Source organism: Nocardia arizonensis, assembly GCF_001310275.1.
GTDB lineage: Bacteria > Actinomycetota > Actinomycetes > Mycobacteriales > Mycobacteriaceae > Nocardia > Nocardia arizonensis.
Window position 1 is genome coordinate 149,382 of the sequence record NZ_LGYZ01000087.1, and the last position, 19,396, is coordinate 168,777.

Below are 19,396 nucleotides of genomic sequence, written 5' to 3' on the forward strand. Positions count from 1 at the left end.
AAGAGAAGTCAGGCGATCCGGCGCGCTTCGGCGTACGCCTGCACGGTCGCGCGGGAGAACACCCACAGGCGGCGCCCGACGCGGCGCCCGTCGAGGTCAGCGGCGATCATGCAGACGTACCGCTTGCTGTAGCCCAGGATCTCGGCGGCCTCCGCGGAGCTGATCTCCGCGGTATCGGTGACGGGCTCCTCGTCGGGTTCGCCGTATTGGGCGGCGAACTGCATTCGGGCGTAGAGGTGGCGCACCGCCTCGGGGATTCCCGCACCGCGCAGGGTTCGGGCACGCACCAACTCGTCGAGCGCGTAGAGCGTGGCGCGGACCTCGAGGTCACTGAGTTTCACCGCAGAGCCTCCGGGCGTGAGCGAGCGCGTGGGCGCTGATGCGCAGCGCCCCACCGGTGACCGGTCATGACCGCCCGCCTCGAGTGCGTTTCCGGACACGTGGCCGGTGTTGGTGAGCGGTCCGCTGCGCGACCATGAGAGGGGTTACCGTCGCGAATAGCCCAGTGGGCTCGGACACTGAGCCGTGAGCCGACTGGCAATCGCCCCCAGTCGGCTCATCGTCTTTTCCCAGGTCACGCCCAGTGGGCTCAGTGGGCTCAGTCGGATCATGTACGGGGACTGGCTGAGCCGATTGAGCCGACTGGGGATGCTCCCACCGAGAGGTTCGGGGGAATCCTCCGATGGCGTACACCACACCGAGCTCCTTGGCGGCCCGCTTGATGGTGGCCTCCGAGAAGCCAGCGCGCCGAGCGGCGTCCTTGACTCGCTTCGCCGGGGTGCTGCCCTGCTCCTCGAGGTCACTGAGTTTCACGACGCGTCCCTTCGTGCGCCCACCGCTGTCGCAACCATCACGGTCCCTCCTGATCCTTCGGCGCGAGCCTCCATGCCTTGAAAGCGGCCCGTGCGCGGTCAGCGCGCCATTTCAGCCGCTTCTGGGCGTCGTTTGCCGAGGTCGGCGGCGGGGTGAGTTCCGCGACCGCGGCGATATCTTCGGCGGGTGCCGCTTCGGCCGGATTGCGTTCGTCCTTCATCGGCGCCTTGACCGATGCCGAGATGGTGCCCGTGACATCGGGGTCGACGTTCGGCCAGAGCATGAACTTTCCCGCTGAGGGCTCCTTGTCGCCAACAGGCGAGTGAGCGCGCAAGCCGCCGTGGCGGTCCTTGTTGATCGCCAGGTACGCCGAGCCGCCCTTACCTGGCGTGAATGGAACGTCGACGGTCACGCGAATCGAGGTACCGCCGATCGCCCGCTTTTTCGCCATCGTTCCGCCAGCGCCATACGCCCGGGAGTCGCTGCCCTTTGACAGGTGGTCGATACCGACCACGCACGCCCCGGTCCGCACCAACGGCTTGATCACTGCCGAATGGCACACGGTGAAGTCGTCGGCGCTGTTGGAGCTGTGGCCAAACATCGGCAGCAGCTCGCCGATGCTGTCGATTATGACGAGCGTCGGTTTCCATGCCTTCATGTGCTCGACGACCGCGTACAGGTCGCTCCTGTCCTCGGGTTCGATGTAGGCGAACCGGTCCTTGTCGCCGAGCACGGCCGGATCGGCGCCCATGTCGGACAGGCGATACCCGGTCGATTGCGGGCCGTTGTGATCCAAATCGAGGCGCAGGACTCGGCCACCCGCCTTGAGTTCGGCGACAGTGGCGTGGTCGGTGAGCAGCGTCTTACCGCACTCCGGATCGCCGATCACGGTGTTGTACTGCCCGCGATAGAACAGGCCGATCTTGTCGTCGCGGAGACATGCGGTCGGCGTCGGCGGTTCCGGGAGGGTGCCCGCGAACATGGCTGCCATGTCGAAATATCGGGGCAGTGCCGGTGTCGATATGTCGTCTCCAGGTGCGTCCCGGGGTGCGTCCCGAGTGCGTCCCGGATTTTCTCCGTGAGAGTCGGGACGCACTTTTCTCTCACCGCTACTCGCGTCATCGTCTGACCTGGGGTTTTCGAAATCGGGACGCGTCCCGGGACTAGGGGCGGGACGCGTCCCGATTTCCGTCCGAACCGCGTCCGACTGCGTCCCGGGGGTGCGTCCCAAGTGCGTCCCGGCATCGTCACCACGAACCACCTTGAGGGGTTGCCCGCGTCGAGTACGTTGACGCTCGCGCCGATGCGATGGCATGTCCTTCGGGCTGGGGTGCTCGCCGTCGATCTCGACTCCAGACGTCCACTGTGGAGGCGTGCCGTCGAGCGGTTCGCCCCTCTGCTGCGCGACCTGGATGCGGTAGAACCTCTGGCACAGATTGCAGTCCGGCACGTATACGGCATGACTCGGGCAGTGCGCGGTCGGGGCTGGCATCACGCCCGAAGGCGCGACCGCAGCGGCCGCGCCTCGGGTGTCGTGCACGTTGTCGGTCAACGGCCACCGCCTAGCGTGGCCTGCGCGTAGTCGCGGGACTCGACCAGCTTGGCGCGAAGGGATGCCTCGAGTTCGGGCGCCATCGTCCCGAGGACTTCGAGCATCGGCGCGATGACGTTGCGGGCCAGCATCGGCAGCGTCATGGCCGCGATATAGCCTGCCGCGTCCATGTCGACGCTTTCGAGCCATTCCACCGATACGCGGTCGATCGCGTCGTCATCTCCGGCCGCAGCAGCGAACTGGTACATCAAAACCGTTGCTGCGGACTGCAACTCGGCCATGTCCGCAACACCGCGCGGGATACCGTCGTCACCGACGATCATGAACCTTCCTTCGGGTGCGCTCACGCGGCCTGTCCTTTCGTTGTCGGTCGGTCGCTGGCGCGCCCGGTGTCGACGTGGCGGTCACCCGCCAAGTCGGACCGGAGCCGTTCGTCCAGGCGCGCGACGTACACGGCGAAGGACTGCACAGACGGCAGCACCGCGAGTTCGTCACCTTCGCCGTCGACCAGCAGAATCAGCCGTGCCAGCGCGGCTTGCAGTTCCATGCGGTAGTTCGACCGGAAGTGACGCTGTGCCCATTCGGTCGGGGTGTAGCCGCGGGCCCATTCCTCGATCGCGGACTGAATCTCGGGGGATGCCATCACCGCACCCCCTCCCCCGGCAGCGACTTCACGTACGCCTCGACTGCCGCGTGCTCGATGACGTGGTTCTCCACTGCGGTGGACAGGTGCACCACGCCGTTCGCCTCGTCGACCAGATCGGCGACAGTCAACAGGTGATGCGCGATGCGCCGGGCCTCGGCGGTGGTCAACTCGAGCGAGGTACCGCGGTAGTGGCCCGTCGACCGCGCCGTGAACTCGATCTTCGAATTGCCGTCCTTCGCGCGGTGCGCGCCGACGTCCACGATGATCGGGAAGCACATCACCCACGGCATCGAGTTCAGCGCGGTCGAGTAGTCCACCGACAGGCACCCGTAGTCATCGGCGTCGGGGTCGACCGCGTGCAGTTCCTTGTTGTCGCAGAACGGCGCGCACCGGTCGCTCTCGGTGGCGGGCGGCAACGAGGCGCAGCCGTGACCGGGAGCGCACACGAACACCTGTCCGCCGCGCTCGTCGCGGAACCCTTCGGCCGGGCGCCACGGGCCGCGCTCGTCGCCGCAGTCGCGGCAGATGGGACGGGTGGACCGGGGTATCATCATGACGAAATCTCCTTGTCAGAGGGTTTGGTTTCGTTGGCCCGGGGCTGTGTCACCAGCTCCGGGCCGCTCTGGTTTTCAGGTGGGGGATTCATCACGCGGCGCCCGGCCGCTCCGTGTTGCGCTCGATCCAGTCGCGGACGTCGTCCCAGCGATAGAGGACCGAGGCACCGTTCTTGACGTACGGAATCCCCCGTCCGCGGTGCCGGTCATTCGCCAGCCGAGCGGGTGTGGTGCGCAGCACCTGCGCGACCTCTGCCGGGGTTGCCAGCTGTACATCCATTTCCATCTTCCCTATCGAAATGATGTTTTTCTCCGACGAAACCGATCATTTTGTTCGGTCCCTTCGCCAGGATGCATGGTGATTGCCAGCAAGTCAAGATGATGTTCAGCAACGCTTGACGACATCATTTCGATAGGCAATCCTCAGTGGATGGCCGACAAGAAGAACCCCCTAGGTCCGACCGGGGAGACCGTGCGCCAGAACCTCAAGCGGTTACGCCAGCTTCGTAACCTGACCTACGCCGAACTGTCACGGCGACTCGAAGACATTCGCCCCATCCCGGTACTCGGCCTCTCTCGGATCGAGAAGGGTGATCGGCGAGTGGATGCCGACGACCTCATGGCGCTGTCTATCGCGCTCGAGGCGCCGCCCGCCGCACTACTGATGCCGAGGGCCGAGGATGAAACCACACTTGTCGATGTCTCAGGATCGCTCGAACCCATTACAGCGGAAGCACTTTGGCGCTGGCTGACCGTCCACAATCTCCCCGACGACCGCTTGACGTATGACTTGCTGCACACGCTTCCCGATTGGGTCGCAATGGATATCGAACTCGGCCGCGGCACGTGGGCGCGCGGCGTGCCGAGCGAGCAGGTCGCGGAGATGGTGAGCCGCGCCCGTGTTGAGGAGTTGAAACGCCTGATGATCGAAGGATGGCGCCCACCCAGAAAGGCCGAGAGGGAGTCTGACAATGGCGACGATTGAGGCATACGAGACGAAGGCGGGAAAGCGGTATCAGGTCCGATACCGCAAGCCCGACGGGAAGCAGACCAAGAAGCGCGGATTCCGGCGCAAGGTCGACGCCGAGCAGTTCTCGCACACGGTCGAGGTCAAGAAGCTCACCGGCGAGTACATCGCGCCGTCGATGGGGCGGCTCACCCTCGGGGAGCTCGGCCCGAAGTGGATCGCGCGACAGGTCCACATCAAGCCGTCATGGGCCGAGCGCATCGACTCGATTTGGCGCACACACATCGAGCCGCATTGGGGTGCAAGGCAACTCGCGTCGATAGAACGGTCAGAGATCAAGGATTGGATCGCGGGTATCAAGCGCGCGCCGTCGACGGTCGCCGACATCCACACCGTGTTGTCACAGATGCTGGACGAGGCGGTCGAGGAGAAGCGGATACCGGCGAATCCGGCCGCCAAGCTCGATCTCCCCCGACGTCAGCCCGTTGAGCACAACTACCTCACGCACGACCAGGTGGCCGCGCTCACCGCTGAAGCGAAGTGGCCCGAAATCGTGATGCTGCTCGCGTACTCCGGAATGCGCTGGGGAGAGATGGCCGCGCTACGGCCGCGTGATGTCGACCTCGAGCGCAAACGCATCCGAATCGGCCGCTCCGCCTCCAAGGTCAACTCGCGCAGCGTGATCGGCACACCGAAGACATGGGAAATCCGGACCGTAGCCGTACCGGCCGAAGTGGCCCTGTTGCTGCGGCCCGTGGTCGTCGCGCAGAAGAATCCGAACGGCCTGCTATGGGCGCGTCCAGACGGCGAGCCGATCCGTCCGCCGACCACAACGCATTGGTTCGGCGCCGCGGTGCGTCGCTGCATCGAGGCATCCACGCCGCTCGACGACGACGGGAATCCGACTGGCCCGGCGAGCTTCCCGCGTGTCACCGCGCACCAGCTGCGGCACACCGCGGCGTCGCTGATGATCGCGAGCGGTGCCCATGTGAAGACCGTTCAGCGTCAGCTCGGGCACAAGACAGCCACGATGACGCTCGACAACTACGGACACCTGTTCGAGGACGATCTCGACGACGTGGCCGAACGCATGGGCGAAGGGCTGCGCGGAGCTGCCGCGAGATGTGCCCAAAATGTGCCCACGACGCCGAACCTCCGCGTGGTCGGAGCATGAAAAGGCCCCTCACCTGGGCTTCAGGTGAGGGGCCTCGAATGGAGCTGCCGGGAATCGAACCCGGGTCCTCCGCCGCGTCTTCAGGGCTTCTCCGTGTGCAGTTCGCTGTGTCTCTGCTCGGATCTCCGGGTCTCACGAACAAGCTCGGATGACGATCCCAGTCGCTGTTGGATGTCCCGTCCGGCTCCGCGACCGAGTCGGACGGTAATTCCCTCTAGCTGATGCCAGTACCCGGGCCGAGGGACGAGCCCGGACTGACAGAGACGCCTGCTACTTAGGCAGCGAGGGCGTACTCGCGCTGATGAGAATCGGCGCTTAATTGGTTGCAGCGACGCTTACGGTGGTCTCTTGCCTGCACCGACACGCTTCCCCTGAATCAACGTACGCAGTCGAAACCGTTCAGCCCCGCACGTGCCCGCACCTTGCGGGCTAGTCATGGTAACACTCGCGCCCACCCGGATCATTCCCGTATCCACCCCCGCACCACAGTGGTGTGAAACACGCATCACCCACAATTGGGTGAGGGGCGTATGCCGCCGGGACCGACGGTGGAGGCGGTCGCCGGCGATCTTGCTCACGACGGACGCGACGCCCCGAAATCGCGGATAGGGGCGGGGAACGGGGGATATCGAGTCGTGTCCTTAACCGCCTCGGCGGCACAGGGCGTCCGGGTACTGTTGCCGATCGTCCGTCACCGAAATGAAATGGGCTTCGGACGGGCTGGTTCTGAGGGAGCAATACATGGCATTCACACGTGGCAGGCGCCGATCGTTACGCGGCGCCGCCGTGCCGCTGATCATCGGTCTCATCCTGGCCGGATGCTCGAAGGAAGTGGACCCTGATTCTGGGCCGGGCGTCACGCACTCGCCGTGCCCTCATGCGGTCCACCAGGACACCGGGTGCATCTACCTAGGGGTTCTCAGCGATCTCGGGGGTGGTCCATACGCGGTGCTGGGCAAGTCTCTCCAGGATGGTCAGTTGGCGTTCTGGAACGAGGTGAACAGGGCGGGCGGTATCGGCGGATACGAGATCGATATCTCGAAATACGCGCGGGACACCGCGTACGATTCGCGCAAACATGCGGAGCAATATTCGCAGATCGAACCGAATATCCTCGCACTGGCGATGAGCCTCGGTACCGCGCAGACTCTGGCGGTGCTGCCGAAGATGGATGCCGCGAATATGATCACCGCCGCAGGCACCCTGTGGTCGGGCTGGCAGTATCGCGATACGGACCTGAATCTCGTATTCGACTCCATCTATTCCTATTGCACGGAAGCGATGCTCGGACTCGATTGGTTCGCGCATACGCACTATCAGCCGCAGAACATCGCGATCGTCGCCTTCCGCGGCAATTACGGCGGCGACTACGCCAACGGCGTCCTGAAGTGGGCCGGTGTGAACGGCGTGCGGGTCGGCGCCCGCATCGACACCGGGCCGAATACCGAGGTCGGCAATCAAGCCCGTACCGTCGCCGAAATTCTCTCCACACCGGCCGATCTCGTCATGCTGGCGACCGGACCGGCCGAAACGGCGGAGATCGTGGGCTCACTGGCCGCGGCGGGCTATACCGGGCGGTTCCTCGGCTCGGCCCCGACCTGGAACGGCGCGCTGTTGCAGACTCCGGCGGCACGCCCGCTGACCGCGCTCTACAACTACACCTCCCCGGTCGACGGGTGGGATGGCAATAGTCCGGGTGCCCAGCACGCACGGGCCGCCGCGGCGCACGAACCGACCAACTGGGGTTACAACCTCGGCTGGGCGGTCTCCTACCCGATGAAGGCGGCGCTCACCGCCGCCGCCGCGAAAGGCGGGTTCAACCGGGTGGCCATGCGCCGGGCCGTCGACAATCTGAGGGTGGAATCCGAAGGTATGGCGGGCGCCACCACCTACGGCGGACCCGGCCCAAATTTGGCCGATCAGCAGGCGATGATCAACGCCCCCGATATGGACGCGCCGCTCGGCTCACGAACCCTGGTCACGGCCTACCACGGCTCCACGCTGGAACGGGCCACCCTGACCGGGCCCTGCGCCGCGTTCTGACCGTCGGCCCGACCAGCCCGCGAACCGACCGCGCAACGGACACTACTGTCGCGGGTATCCGGGCCGACGCTCTAACGCATTCCCTTGATGCGACGGCCGAGTTCGCGAGTGACCTCGCGCTCGGCCGTCCGCCTGGCCATATCCTGGCGCTTGTCGTAATCCTGCTTACCTCTGGCCAGTGCCAATTCGACCTTCACCTTGCCGTCGGAGAAATACATCGACAGCGGCACCAACGTCTGGTTGCCCTCGCGGGACTTGCCGACCAGCCGTTCGATCTCCCGCTTGTGCAGTAGGAGCTTGCGCACCCGACGCGGCGAGTGATTGGTCCACGTACCGTGGCTGAACTCGGGAATATGCAGCCCGCGCAGCCACACCTCACCGTTGTCCACGGTCGCGAACGCGTCAACCAGGGATGCCTTGCCCTCGCGCAGGCTCTTCACCTCGGTACCCACCAGCGCGATCCCGGCCTCGTAGACGTCCAGGATCGTGTAGTTGTGCCGCGCCCTGCGGTTGGTCGCGATGACCTTGCGCCCCTTCTCCTTCATGCTTCACCGCCTACACGAAATACCTGTTCAGCGCCACTATTGGCCACCAGTTGATCGGCGTGGTCCCGTAGTGGTCCCGTCCCTGGAACATAGTCCAGCCCGGTCCCGCCGCCCGGTCCCGTCACGCGACCGCGCGGTCCCATCACCTTCATATCCATCTACATCCTTGTAGCACGTCTGCCCGGGCAGGCAGCAAGTCGATTAGGATCGCCGGGCCAGATCCGATCCAGCTTACGGGCACCCTCTTCGGCAGCACCGACGTGGCGCCGACCACACAGTTCCCTCAGCCATCGGCCCGCCGCGTCGCGTCGCGTCCAGTTCCTCCTCGAGCGCTCCGCTATGCGCGCTTCGAGCTGCGTACGGTCTGGCGCTTGGGCGGCGCCGATACGACCGCACCGGTATCGTCCGGACGCTGCGGGTCAGGATCAACCGGTTCATACGCTACGAGAAGCGCAGGGTCCATTCCGCAGGTCGGACACCGCATCGACGACGCCCCCACAGTTGGATCTTCGGCCGTACAGTGGCGGCTCGTCATAACGGTGTGGCCGCAGTACAACCGAACTCGCCACTGTACGAGCTCGTCGTCATAGGTCTTGTGCTGGGCCATGATGATTGAAATCTCGAACGACTTGCCTGACGATTTCAGCTCGCCCACCAGACTCCTCCCGAACCTTTCGGCCCGGTTGATCGAACGAACAAAGCCACGGACGACCTGACCCCTTCGCTCCACCCCCACCGCGTCAAGCAGGAGCTTCACCGCCACTACGAGTCAGTCCGCCGGCACGTCTGGCATCGGTACTCCGGCACTCGTGAGGCGGGCCACAGGCCCGCCCTCACAACCTAGAACCACGACGGAATTGAACTCCTACATGGGGACCAGGCCCGGTGCTCAGGAATGGGCACGCCGGGTTCGGCGGGCGGGCGCGGGAACGAACCGGCACACGTCCCGGCATCGCGCCCGTGGTTGAGCCCTACCAGGAACGGCTGAACAAGGAGGCCCGCCCCCCGCACCGACGTCGTCGGCATCTTCCCCGACCGCAGCTCGATCATCCGCCTCGGCGGCGCGGGCCTGGCCGAACAACACAACAAATGGATCGAAGGCCGCCGCTACCTTGGTCTCGACGTCCTGACCCGCTCCCGCTGGTCACACCCACCGACGAACAAGAGGAAAGCACCTCAGCAGCACCGCCTGACCGATACCTCGGGTAATGCGGTGACCACCCACTTACACCAAGCCCCGGGACTTGACCCGGCGACCACAGCTGCTTATGGGCCAAGGAACAGTTGTTCGCACGGTAGCCGCGGCAGCAGTCGGCGCTCGGCGGCGGTATCGCTGATCAATTCGAACGCGCACCAGCGTCGTGCCCGCAAATCCTTGATCAGAGCGCGGACCGCGGCCGCGGCGGCCGCGTAGTCGAAGACCACACCGGCCAGCCAGATCCGAATGTGTACATCATCTTCCGGCGGGAACGGGGCTTCGGCGGTAGTGAACATTCTTTCCTCCTCGGGCAACTGCAGGTCGGTGTTCCTTCAGTTGTCGGCCCTGCATCGAAATTACTTACTCAGCACAAGGAATCCCGCAATACCGTCGCGTAGTTGGCGACAGCCAGACCGCCCATGTTGTGCACGAGGCCGAGTCGGGGCCCGTCGAGTTGCATGTCGCGGGCTTGGCCGGCGAGCTGGAGCGCCGCAACGACGTGTTGCGAAACCCCGGTGGCTCCGACCGGGTGCCCCTTGGCCTTGAGCCCGCCGGACACGTTGATCGGGAGCCTGCCGTCGCGGTGAACCCAGCCTTCCTCGATGGCGCGCCGACCCTCACCACGCGCAGTGAGTCCGAGCATCTCGTAGACGAGAAGTTCTGCGATGGTGAAGCAGTCGTGCACTTCTGCGAAGTCGAGGTCATCGAGGGATGCTCCGGCCATCCCGAGTGCCTGCTCGACGGCGAACCGGCCCGCAGCGAACTCCAGAATGTCGCGCCGAGCGGCATCGAGATGATCATTGGCATGTCCGATTCCGGCGACGACGGCGAGTGGGTCGAAAGGGTCCCGGCGCAGGACCAGGGCCGCCGCGCCATCGCTGACCGGCGAACAGTCGGTGCGCCGAAGTGGCGGGGCAACAATCGGATTGGCGTCGGACACGGTTGCGCAGAACTCGATACCGAAGTCCTTGCGCAGCTGTGCCCACGGATTCGAGCACCCGTTGCGATGGTTCTTCGCGGCGATTGCCGCGAGCACATCACCAAGCCAGTCGGCAGCGCCGCACCGCTCGATGTACGCCAGCGCGACCTGTCCGAAGAGCCCGGCGAAGCCGGCCGGGAAATCGGTCCCCGCGTGCTGCTGGTCGGCCCCGAGCAGGGCTCTCCCCACCTCGGCGCCGCTCGCGTGGGTCATCTTCTCCACGCCCACGACGAGCACAGTGTCGGCCAGTCCGGACAGGATGGCCCGAATACCCTGGTGTACGGCAGCCGAGCCGGAGGCGCAAGCGTTCTCGACCCGGGTCATCGGCCGTCCCCACAGCCCTTCGGCCCCGCCGATCGGAAGGGACGACGGGAAGGCGAACGGGGTCAGCCCACTGTTGAATTGCGCGACGAAGACCTCGTCGACCTCACGCGGCTCGACCCCGGCGTCGGTCAGTGCCTCGACCGTGACCCGCTCGACGAGACTAGCCACCGTCTCAGTGGGCAGCTTGCCGAACGAGGTATGCGCCACACCGACGATGCCGACGCGGTGGGCGAGGGGTGAAAATGTGGTCACGGTGTCTCCTGAGGTTCGGGCGTGAGTCGGAAGCGGCGGATCTTTCCGACCGAGGTCCGCGGCAGCGCGTCAACGACGGTCCACGTCCTGGGACGAGCAGACGGGGTGAGATGCGTGGCCGCCCAGGCGTCGAGCAGGTCCGCGGTCGGTGGCTGCTGCGGGTCGCTGGGGACGACGTAGGCAGCGGGCACATAGTCACGCATCGCATCGCGCACGGCGACCACCGCGGCCTCGAGCACGCTGGGGGCCTCGGCGAGCGCCGCCTCGACCTCGGTGAGCGACACATTCTCCCCGGCGACTTTGATGACGTCATCGATGCGGCCCACGAATGCGAGCTGTCCGTCGGCGCAGCGGCGAGCGAGATCTCCGGTGCTGAACCACACCTGCCCAGCCTCAGGCACGGTGAGGTCCAGATCCGGAAAGGCGCGGGCGTTCGCGAAGGGGTTGTCGAGGTAGCCCAGGAACAAGTCGACGCCATAGCGCCCGGCCAGCGTCAGTACTCCCGGTTCGCCGTCCTGGACGGGCTGGGCGGTAACCGGGTCGAGCAGTACGACGTGCCGTCCGGGAATGGCGCTGCCGATCCGGCTCGGGTCGGGTTTGTCGGGCGGGTTGGCGGTGACAACGGAGAGCGTCTCGGTCATCCCGTAGATCTGCCTGGGCGCGATACCGCACAGGTCCGTCATCGCCGCCCACTGTCCGGGGGCGAGGTTCTGTGCGAACCACACGTGCTTCATCGCGAGCGTGGGCGCGTCGTCGCGGCGGCGAGCCAGGATCATCCGGATCGGTGCCGCGAACAGGCTCGCGTGCGTGGCACCGCACTCGGCGACTTCGTGCGGCCATCGGCTCGCGGTGAACCGGGCGGTCAGGGCCACCGACGCGCCGACGGCGACGGCGGATGCGAAACAGTAATACTGTGCGTTCGCATGGAACAGGGGCAGGCAGACGTACCAGCGGTCCTCCCTGGTCAGGCCCGCGAGGTCCGCCATGACGGTGGCGACGTGCCGATAGTTGTGCTGGGTGAGCTCCACACCCTTCGGCTCCGATGTCGTCCCGGAGGTGAACATGACCGCGATGCGGTCCTGCGGTCGCGGCGAGGCCGACTCAAGACCGGTGCGCGAGGTGGCCAGCAAAGGAGATCCGGATTCGAGATCGGCGGATGTTTCCGCGAGCCCGATGATGTGTATTGTGTGGCCGTCGGCACCCTGGCACACTACGTCCTGCCGCTCGGCCGCACATACCGCCACCACAGGGCGGGTGGCCGCCAGTTGCCGAGACACGTCCCGGGCCGATGACGCCGGATCCACCGGAACCATCCAGGCCCCCAGCCGGCTCACGGCCAACCAGACAGCGACGAACGCCGGGCAATTGCGCAGCGTCACGTGGACCGAATCACCGGCACCCACGCCGTATTCGGACAACCGCGCCGCCACCTCGTTGACCACGGCGTCGAAGCCGCCGTACGTCCAAGTCGAAACCTCGCCGTCAGTGGATCGGAACAGCAGGAACATACGATCCGGGTGGTCGTGGACGCTTCGGTCCCACAACTCGGCGAAAGTCTGCGGATCTGACATGCATCGACGATAGGCAAGCGACACCGGGGATCGCCCGTCCCAATGTGGGACATTCCTGCCGCCCGGGCGGGTCGCGATGGGGTGGCGGCGGGCTGCCACCGGTATCCCCAGGCGGGCTCTCAGGCCATGATGCCGTACGACCGTAGCTTGCGGTACAGGCTGCTGCGCGACATACCCAGCCGCGTTGCCGCCGCGACCCGGTTCCCGTCGGTTTCCCGCAGTGCGGCGATGATCTCGTCGCGTTCGGCGGTCTCAATCCGAGTGAGGTTCTTGTGTGGGCGGGTATGGCAGTAGGCCGGTAGATCCTCGGCCTGGATCTCTCCCACCGGGCGGGCCCGTAATGCGTGGGTCAGGGCCTCGCGCAGCTGCGAGACATTGCGAGGCCAGGTATAGCGGGTGATCGTTCGCATCGCGTTAGGGGACAGCCGGACCCGCTGGCCCGGAGCGATCTCCGCCAGCATCTTGCCGATGACGAGCTTGAGATCCTCGGTGCGGCACCGCAGCGGCGGGATCGTGACGGCGACCTCGAAGTGCCCGAGCAGGGCGCGAAACGGCAGGTCGGAATCGAGACTGGAGTCTGATACGGTGGCGGCGAGGGCGATCGGGGCCGTCGTTCGGGCAAGCGCGGTGAACAGCTGATTGATGCTTTCGGTCCCTTCCGTGCTCGCCTGATCCAGATTCCGGACGATGCACAGCGTCTGTTCCCGGGTACTGCCGACCAAGACGTCGAGATCGGTGTCCGCGTCGGCCTGCAATTGGGACGCATCGATGGAGATGCTGTGCCCGCCCGGGTACTCAGCGTGGAAAATCTCGGCAACCAGCGTGAACTTCCCGGCCCCGGTCTCGCCGAGCACGATCGTCGGTGCCTTGGCCGCGAGCGCGCGGTGCAACTCCGAGCATGCTCGCAGCCATGCCGGTGATGAGCCGGACGCGATCGGCACGTGCGGCCGGCGCAGGTCGCCGACCAGACCTCGGGTCTCCTCACCCGCCGTCGCCACTGGGGGGAGCACATGATCGGCGAATCCGATGCCCATGCCCAGAACTGTCGGAGGGCTGGGCCGCATGGTGATGTCCTCGGCGATGACGACGATGCCAGCTGTATCGCCACCTGAGACGATGCGGGTCCCACGGAATTGGATGGCCCGGCCGGATTGCATGGTCATCGTTTCGCTTACGCGGTCGCGCCGGGCCATCACGAAGGTCGCGTGCTCTCGCACGGCCAGCTGTTCGGTCGGATCGAACAGGGCCTGCGCCGCGGCGTTGGCCATATACACCGAATCGGTGAAGGCGAAGACCGCATGGCGGGTCGAGCGGGCATCGGCGCGCAGATAGGTATCGAACAGGGCCTGCTGGGCCTGATTCCGGTCGAGCAGCAGGTTGCGCCCGATGTCCTTGGCCGCCGATTTGACCAGCGTGTGCATCAGCGGGCTCCATGCGTCAGCCAGCGTGGAGATGTCCAGGATGCCCTCGAGGCGCCCGCTCACCGGGTCGATGATCGGAGCTCCAGTGCAGGCGAAGGGCTGCAGGTGCTCCGCGAAATGCTCCGGTCCGACGACCGACACCGCCTGGCCGGCCTCGAGCACGGTGCCGACCCCGTTCGTGCCGACCAATCCCTCTGCGTAGTTGAAACCCGGCGCGAATTCGACTCGGTCGAGCAGCTTGCCTACGGCCGTGGAGGCATCCAGGCGCTGAATAAGGCGGGCGTGATTGTCGGTCAGCGCGATGACCAGCGGGAGGCCCGTGGTGTCGGTGCCGAGCTGGTCGAGCACCGGGCGGGCGCAACGGACCAGACGGGAACACGTGTCGATGTCGGCGAAGTCCGTGACCGGACGGGTGATGTCGACCCCGGCCTGTTGGCTGCGTTCCCACGACGCGGCCACCACGCCCGGCACGTCAGCGGCACCTGGACTGCCGTATTCCAGGAAGTCGGCCCGGGCAGCGGCCACGCGCAGCAATCGGCTCTGTGTCTCCGGCATTCGGCCTCCTCGATGCGGCCGGCGATTCTCGATAACTCCCCTCCATATTGCCCCGAGTTTCGACATAAGTGGGCAGATTCACCCCCCGGCCGTTGTCCCAACTTGGGACGCCGCCAGTGTGTGGGACGCCACAAGAATAGATCACACCGTCGAGGGCGGCGCCGAGGTACCGCACCAGCGCCGGAACCCGGGCTTCCGCCGAGTCGCTCCGACGGATCCGCTGCGATCAAGGAATGGCATGGACACCCTCATCAATATCGACAACGGTGGCACCCTCACCGACATTTGTGTCTGGAATGGGACGGGATTCACTTTCGTCAAAACGCTGACGACACCTCACGACCTGTCTGAGTGCCTGTTCACAGGGATCGAGAAGGCGTCGGAAGCGCTGTACGGCACGGCTGACACCGAACGGCTGCTGCACGCGACCCAGCACATCCGGTACTCGACCACCCAAGGCACCAACGCGCTGGTCGAGCGGCGCGGCCCGATGATCGGCATCCTCACCACGTTGCCCGGCCTGGCGCAGCAGATGCAGGTGACCGATGCGGAACGCGAACTGTTCGAGGGGCTCGTGGCCGACCGGGTTCTCACGATCGACATGACCGCCGACGACGAGGCGATCGACTTCGAGGTGGTCCAGCAGGTCAACCGGCTGACCACGCTCGGCGCTGCCCGGGTCGTCGTGGCCGGGTGCGACCCCGAGCAGGAGCGCCGCCTGCGGGCGGTGCTGCTCCGCAAGTTCCCCCGGCACCTGCTGGGCTCGATCCCACTCATCTACACCTGGGACCTGGCCGGCGACCGCAACGATGCCCGCCGCGCGTGGTCGTGTGTGATCAACTCATTCCTGCACCCGACGATGGAACGGTTCCTGTATGGCGCGGAGCGTCGTCTGAAGTCCTACCGGGTGGTGAACCCGTTGCTGGTGTACCGGAACGACGGCGGCTCCTCGCGCGTCGCGAAGTCGGTGGCGCTGAAGACCTACTCCTCCGGTCCACGTGGCGGGCTGGAAGGCACCGCTGCCCTGGCCCGCCAGTACGAGCTCGAACACACGCTGATGGTCGACATCGGCGGCACGACCACCGACGTCGGCGTCGTTGTCGGCGCCGCGGTGGCGGCCAACGAGCGCGGCACGATCCGCGGCGTCCCCATCTCCTATCCGATGAGCGACGTCCACTCCAAGGGCGTCGGCGGATCGTCGGTGATCGCGGTGACCGACGGCCGGATCACGGTCGGGCCGCAGTCTGTCGGAGCAGCGCCCGGGCCGGCCTGTTTCGGTTTCGGCGGCAAGCAGGCGACGATTACCGACGTCAACCTGCTGCTCGGCGTGCTCGACCCGGACACCTACCTCAACGGCACCTTCCGGCTCGATCCTGAGCGCTCCCGGGCCGTCATCGCGGAGACTATTGCCAACCCCCTCGGGATCGGCCTCGAGGAGGCTCTGATCCGGATGGAGCAGGCCTATTTCGAGGCGGTCTCCTCGGCGTTCGAACACCTGGCGACCGAGAACACCACTCTGGCCGGGTTCGGTGGCGCCGGCCCGATGAGCGCGACTGGCGCGGCCCGGCCCGCCGGCATCAAGCACGTGCTCATCCCGCGCACGGCCGCGGTCTTCTCCGCCATGGGTATCTCGTTCTCCGACGTAAGCAAGACCTACGAGGTCGGTGCGCCGGAGCCGACCACCGAATCGGTCGCCGCCACCTATGACCAGTTGCTGGTCCGAGCCGAGCGCGACATGTTCCAGGAAGGTTATGCGCTCGCCGAATGCGAGACCACCTGGCAGGTGCGCGTCGAAACGCCTGACGGGGCGGCGGTATCGCATACCGCCTACCACCGCGGAGACCAGGTCGACCACCCGGGCACCAACGTCACCCTCCAGCTCACTGTCACCGCTCCGCTGCCTCATCCGGAATTGACCCCGGACAGGGCGGTGGCCACCCGTCCAGCCACTGCCATCGGCACCCGTGTGGTCCAGTCGACCGCGGACCGAGTCGACGAAGTCCCGGTCTACGACCTGGCCGATCTCGCCCCCGGTGACACCGGCGCCGGCCCGGCGATCATCGAGGGCCCCTTTTTCACCGCCCGGGTCCTGTCCGGCTGGCACTTCCGTGTCACCGCCGCGGGCGACCTCCTCCTCGACGACACCCTCTGACCGTTACACCCTGAAAGGAGGACTCCCATGCGAGTCCCCATGACCGAATATCTCGTCATCGATCTCGACACCGAACGCTGGGTCTGCCGGGTGTGTGACCAGGACATGGGCAGCGCCCATGGCAACTACAAGGAGGGCACCCTGGTCTACAACCGGGACCCCCGCGAGATCCACCAGCCGATTATCGACCCTGAGCGGTACCAGTACACCTTCTCCCCGGATCCGACCTACTGCCGAATCCTCGAGTACTACTGCCCCGGCTGCGGGACTCAGATCGAAACCGAGTACACACCGCCCGGTCACCCGCCGACCATTGACATGCTCATCGATGTCGCGGCGCTGCGTGCGCAGTGGCAGGAGCGGGGCGTCGACGCCGAGGAAGCCCACAACTACGGGCCGGGCGAGGACGCCCAGAAGTACACCGCCGCTCTGAAGGCCACCGGCCACATCCGCTGATCCGCGCTTCGCCACATCTTTCAGGAGCAACCCCATGAAACGCATCTCCGTCGACATTGGCGGCACGTTCACCGACTGCTTCTTCGTCTGGAACGACAATTATGTCGAGGCGAAGGCCCTCACCACCCACCACAATCTGGCGCTTGGCTTCAACGAGGCCCTCGATCTGGCCTGTAAGCGCGCCGGGCTGGACCGAGGCCAGGTGTTGTCCGAGGTTGACTCGGTCCGCTACGCCACCACTCTCGGCACCAACGCGCTGATCGAGCGCAAGGGACCGAAAGTCGCCGCGATCGTCACCCACGGCTTCGAGGACACCATTCCGCTGTCCCGCGGCCGCGGCTATGGCGAGGGCCTGGACCACTCGATGCAGCAGAACCTGCCCGCAGCCGAACGTCCCGAGCCAATCGTGCCCCGGCATCTGATCCGTTCGGTCAAGGAACGCATGAACTCGGCTGGCAAGATCGTTGCCGAGCTCGATCCCGAGGACGTGCGCGCGGTAGTGCGTGAGCTGGTCGACGCCGGCGCCGAGGCGATCGTGGTATCTCTGGTCAACGCGACCGAGAATCCCGTTCACGAGCTCGCGATCCAGGAGATCATCCTTGCGGAGTTCCCCGCACACGAGCTCGGCGCCATCCCGGTTCTACTCGGTCACCAGGTCTCCGGCCGCAAGGGCGAGTACGTGCGGGCGACGTCGACCATCGTCGACGGCTTCCTGCACGAGATCATGTTCCATGCGTTGTCGCAGCTGTCGAACAACCTGCGCGATTCCGGCTACGACAAGCCGATGCTGGTCATCCACAACTCCGGCGGCATGGCGCAGATGAACTCCACTGACGCCCTTCAGACCATCCACTCCGGACCGATCGCCGGCGTCGGAGCGGCCGAACACCTGTCCAACGAGACCGGTCTCGGGCACGTCATCTCCACCGACATGGGCGGGACCTCATTCGACATCGGCCTGGTCCCCGAAGGGGGCGTGAAGCACTACGACTTCCTGCCGACGATCGACCGCTGGCTGGTCTCGGTGCCGATGGTTCATCTCGACACCCTCGGCGCCGGTGGTGGCTCGATCGCCACCTACGACCGGATCCACAACTCGATCAAGATCGGCCCGGAGTCAGCGGGATCCAACCCCGGCCCGGCCTGCTATGACCGCGGCGGTCTGCGGCCGACGGTCACCGACGCCGATCTGCTGCTGGGCTACTTGGACCAGGACAACTACGCCAATGGCTACATCCAGCTCAACCCAAAGCGGTCCCGGTTCGCCATCGAGGAAACTCTGTGCGACCCGCTCGATATGGATGTGATCGACATTGCCCGGGCGATCAAGGACGGTGTCGACGAGCAGATGGCGATCGGCATCGGCAAGGAGCTGCGGGTCCGCGGTTACCTGCCGGAGGACTTCACGATGCTCGCCTACGGCGGCAACGGCCCGTTGCACGCTTGTGGCATCGCCCGGCACGCCGGTATCAAGCGGGTGCTGGCCCCGCCGTTCTCGTCGGTATTCTCCGCCTGCGGCGCCGGGAACATGAAGCAGCTGCACTTCCACGAGCGCGGCGTGCACGTCACCATGTACAACGCGACCACCCGGGCGTTGTACGACTCCTACACCGAGTTCAACGCCGTGGTCGAGGAACTGGAGGCGCGCGGGCGGGAGGATCTCGTCCGGCAGGGTTTCGCCGCCGAGGATGTCGAGTTCCGTCTGGAACTGGACATGCGGTACGGCAACCAGCTGCTCACCCAGGCCGTTGCGTTGGAGGATCTCAACCGTCTCAACGGTGTCGGTGACGTTCTGGCCGTGATTAAGACCTTCGGCGACGTCTACAGTCACCGCTTCGGGGCCTCCAGCGCCGCCCCGGAGGCCGGTATCCGGTGTAACACCATCCGGGTTGCCTCCTTCGTCAACGGGGACGTGGTGAGCTTCGACGCCCTCGATGCCGGCGGCGAGCGGACGGTTCCGGCGGAGGTCTCCCACCGCGAGGTCGTCTTCATCGGGCACGACGATCCCATTAGCACGCCGGTCTACGACCAGAGCGCGCTCGTGCACCAGCACATGATTCCCGGTCCGGCGATCGTCTCCACGGAGAACACCACCTACCTCGTCGAACCAGGCTGGCGGTTGGAGCCGACCCGCCAGGGCGCGGTGTGGTTCTTCCAGGACTGACCACTCACACCTCATCACACGGAGCCACTG

At 65.9% G+C, this 19,396-nt stretch carries 18 protein-coding genes, 1 other RNA gene and 1 pseudogene; 7 read left to right on the forward strand and 13 right to left on the reverse strand.

The window, feature by feature from the left end; translation table 11 throughout:
- Positions 1-8: 8 nt before the first annotated feature.
- The 6 genes from APZ21_RS20435 to APZ21_RS20460 all read right to left on the reverse strand — a co-directional run bounded on the left by APZ21_RS20435 (position 9) and on the right by APZ21_RS20460 (position 3,845).
- Positions 9-341, reverse strand: coding sequence for a MerR family transcriptional regulator (locus APZ21_RS20435; protein ID WP_054814891.1), 333 nt, complete (start codon positions 339-341; stop codon positions 9-11).
- A 509-nt stretch (positions 342-850) separates the two neighbouring features.
- A complete protein-coding gene (locus APZ21_RS20440) occupies positions 851-1,804 on the reverse strand; it encodes an AAA family ATPase (RefSeq protein ID WP_054814892.1) in 954 nt (317 codons plus the stop codon).
- Between the two features lie 557 nt (positions 1,805-2,361).
- Entirely contained in the window at positions 2,362-2,688 is a 327-nt protein-coding gene (locus APZ21_RS20445) for a hypothetical protein (RefSeq protein ID WP_156371226.1), read from the reverse strand.
- Positions 2,689-2,708: 20 nt separating this feature from the next.
- On the reverse strand, positions 2,709-3,008 hold the full coding sequence (locus tag APZ21_RS20450) for a hypothetical protein (protein ID WP_054814894.1): 300 nt from the start codon (positions 3,006-3,008) through the stop codon (positions 2,709-2,711).
- Positions 3,008-3,565 carry a hypothetical protein gene (locus tag APZ21_RS20455; protein ID WP_054814895.1) on the reverse strand — a complete coding sequence of 186 codons (558 nt, stop codon included), beginning with the start codon at positions 3,563-3,565 and terminating at the stop codon, positions 3,008-3,010. Before APZ21_RS20455 ends, APZ21_RS20450 begins: the two co-directional genes overlap by 1 nt.
- A 91-nt stretch (positions 3,566-3,656) precedes the next feature.
- Positions 3,657-3,845: a helix-turn-helix domain-containing protein gene (locus tag APZ21_RS20460; RefSeq protein ID WP_054814896.1), complete on the reverse strand. Its 189-nt coding sequence runs from the start codon at positions 3,843-3,845 to the stop codon at positions 3,657-3,659.
- 150 nt (positions 3,846-3,995) lie between these two features.
- Here APZ21_RS20460 and APZ21_RS20465 point away from each other — a divergent pair, with 150 nt between their 5' ends.
- Together APZ21_RS20465 and APZ21_RS20470 are read left to right on the forward strand one after the other, a co-directional pair.
- A complete protein-coding gene (locus tag APZ21_RS20465; protein ID WP_054814897.1) occupies positions 3,996-4,550 on the forward strand; it encodes a helix-turn-helix domain-containing protein in 555 nt (184 codons plus the stop codon).
- Between the two features lie 160 nt (positions 4,551-4,710).
- Positions 4,711-5,706 (forward strand): tyrosine-type recombinase/integrase, encoded by a 996-nt coding sequence (locus tag APZ21_RS20470; protein ID WP_239476734.1) that lies wholly within the window; start codon positions 4,711-4,713, stop codon positions 5,704-5,706.
- Between the two features lie 36 nt (positions 5,707-5,742).
- On the opposite strand, the gene ssrA is transcribed toward APZ21_RS20470, so the two are convergent.
- Positions 5,743-6,113: a transfer-messenger RNA gene (gene ssrA / locus APZ21_RS33200) on the reverse strand.
- A gap of 334 nt (positions 6,114-6,447) precedes the next feature.
- Between ssrA and APZ21_RS20475 the strand changes: the two genes are divergently transcribed.
- Positions 6,448-7,749 (forward strand): ABC transporter substrate-binding protein, encoded by a 1,302-nt coding sequence (locus APZ21_RS20475; protein WP_054814959.1) that lies wholly within the window; start codon positions 6,448-6,450, stop codon positions 7,747-7,749.
- Positions 7,750-7,820: 71 nt separating this feature from the next.
- Here APZ21_RS20475 and smpB read toward each other — a convergent pair whose 3' ends face one another.
- A complete protein-coding gene (gene smpB, locus APZ21_RS20480) occupies positions 7,821-8,294 on the reverse strand; it encodes an SsrA-binding protein SmpB (RefSeq protein WP_054814899.1) in 474 nt (157 codons plus the stop codon).
- Between the two features lie 337 nt (positions 8,295-8,631).
- Complete coding sequence (locus APZ21_RS20485) at positions 8,632-8,949, reverse strand: hypothetical protein (protein WP_156371227.1); 318 nt, start codon at positions 8,947-8,949, stop codon at positions 8,632-8,634.
- A gap of 323 nt (positions 8,950-9,272) precedes the next feature.
- Here APZ21_RS20485 and APZ21_RS34255 point away from each other — a divergent pair.
- A pseudogene (locus tag APZ21_RS34255) lies at positions 9,273-9,435 on the forward strand (transposase); the annotation flags it as partial.
- A 125-nt stretch (positions 9,436-9,560) separates the two neighbouring features.
- On the opposite strand, the gene APZ21_RS34815 reads toward APZ21_RS34255, so the two are convergent.
- From APZ21_RS34815 to APZ21_RS20505, 4 genes are all read right to left on the reverse strand, one after another.
- A complete protein-coding gene (locus APZ21_RS34815; protein ID WP_054814901.1) occupies positions 9,561-9,788 on the reverse strand; it encodes a hypothetical protein in 228 nt (75 codons plus the stop codon).
- A gap of 68 nt (positions 9,789-9,856) precedes the next feature.
- On the reverse strand, positions 9,857-11,047 hold the full coding sequence (locus tag APZ21_RS20495) for a thiolase domain-containing protein (RefSeq protein ID WP_054814902.1): 1,191 nt from the start codon (positions 11,045-11,047) through the stop codon (positions 9,857-9,859).
- Positions 11,044-12,618 carry a class I adenylate-forming enzyme family protein gene (locus APZ21_RS20500; RefSeq protein ID WP_054814903.1) on the reverse strand — a complete coding sequence of 525 codons (1,575 nt, stop codon included), beginning with the start codon at positions 12,616-12,618 and terminating at the stop codon, positions 11,044-11,046. Before APZ21_RS20500 ends, APZ21_RS20495 begins: the two co-directional genes overlap by 4 nt.
- Before the next feature lie 119 nt (positions 12,619-12,737).
- A complete protein-coding gene (locus tag APZ21_RS20505; protein ID WP_239476742.1) occupies positions 12,738-14,564 on the reverse strand; it encodes a sigma-54-dependent Fis family transcriptional regulator in 1,827 nt (608 codons plus the stop codon).
- A gap of 268 nt (positions 14,565-14,832) precedes the next feature.
- Here APZ21_RS20505 and APZ21_RS20510 point away from each other — a divergent pair, with 268 nt between their 5' ends.
- From APZ21_RS20510 to APZ21_RS20520, 3 genes are read left to right on the forward strand one after another with little or no spacing between them, the layout of a single operon-like run.
- Complete coding sequence (locus APZ21_RS20510; RefSeq protein WP_054814905.1) at positions 14,833-16,746, forward strand: hydantoinase/oxoprolinase family protein; 1,914 nt, start codon at positions 14,833-14,835, stop codon at positions 16,744-16,746.
- A 27-nt stretch (positions 16,747-16,773) separates the two neighbouring features.
- Complete coding sequence (locus APZ21_RS20515; RefSeq protein WP_054814906.1) at positions 16,774-17,202, forward strand: acetone carboxylase subunit gamma; 429 nt, start codon at positions 16,774-16,776, stop codon at positions 17,200-17,202.
- A gap of 34 nt (positions 17,203-17,236) precedes the next feature.
- Positions 17,237-19,366 (forward strand): hydantoinase/oxoprolinase family protein, encoded by a 2,130-nt coding sequence (locus tag APZ21_RS20520; RefSeq protein ID WP_054814907.1) that lies wholly within the window; start codon positions 17,237-17,239, stop codon positions 19,364-19,366.
- Positions 19,367-19,396: the final 30 nt, after the last annotated feature.

Bases quoted from the DNA above. Each gene is read 5' to 3' on its own strand.
- APZ21_RS20440 (WP_054814892.1), bottom strand. From the start codon at position 1,804: ATGGCAGCCATGTTCGCGGGCACCCTCCCGGAACCGCCGACGCCGACC.
- APZ21_RS20445 (WP_156371226.1), bottom strand. From the start codon at position 2,688: ATGATCGTCGGTGACGACGGTATCCCGCGCGGTGTTGCGGACATGGCC.
- APZ21_RS20450 (WP_054814894.1), bottom strand. From the start codon at position 3,008: ATGGCATCCCCCGAGATTCAGTCCGCGATCGAGGAATGGGCCCGCGGC.
- APZ21_RS20455 (WP_054814895.1), bottom strand. From the start codon at position 3,565: ATGATGATACCCCGGTCCACCCGTCCCATCTGCCGCGACTGCGGCGAC.
- APZ21_RS20460 (WP_054814896.1), bottom strand. From the start codon at position 3,845: ATGGATGTACAGCTGGCAACCCCGGCAGAGGTCGCGCAGGTGCTGCGC.
- APZ21_RS20465 (WP_054814897.1), top strand. From the start codon at position 3,996: ATGGCCGACAAGAAGAACCCCCTAGGTCCGACCGGGGAGACCGTGCGC.
- APZ21_RS20470 (WP_239476734.1), top strand. From the start codon at position 4,711: ATGGGGCGGCTCACCCTCGGGGAGCTCGGCCCGAAGTGGATCGCGCGA.
- APZ21_RS20475 (WP_054814959.1), top strand. From the start codon at position 6,448: ATGGCATTCACACGTGGCAGGCGCCGATCGTTACGCGGCGCCGCCGTG.
- smpB (WP_054814899.1), bottom strand. From the start codon at position 8,294: ATGAAGGAGAAGGGGCGCAAGGTCATCGCGACCAACCGCAGGGCGCGG.
- APZ21_RS34815 (WP_054814901.1), bottom strand. From the start codon at position 9,788: ATGTTCACTACCGCCGAAGCCCCGTTCCCGCCGGAAGATGATGTACAC.
- APZ21_RS20500 (WP_054814903.1), bottom strand. From the start codon at position 12,618: ATGTCAGATCCGCAGACTTTCGCCGAGTTGTGGGACCGAAGCGTCCAC.
- APZ21_RS20510 (WP_054814905.1), top strand. From the start codon at position 14,833: ATGGACACCCTCATCAATATCGACAACGGTGGCACCCTCACCGACATT.
- APZ21_RS20515 (WP_054814906.1), top strand. From the start codon at position 16,774: ATGCGAGTCCCCATGACCGAATATCTCGTCATCGATCTCGACACCGAA.
- APZ21_RS20520 (WP_054814907.1), top strand. From the start codon at position 17,237: ATGAAACGCATCTCCGTCGACATTGGCGGCACGTTCACCGACTGCTTC.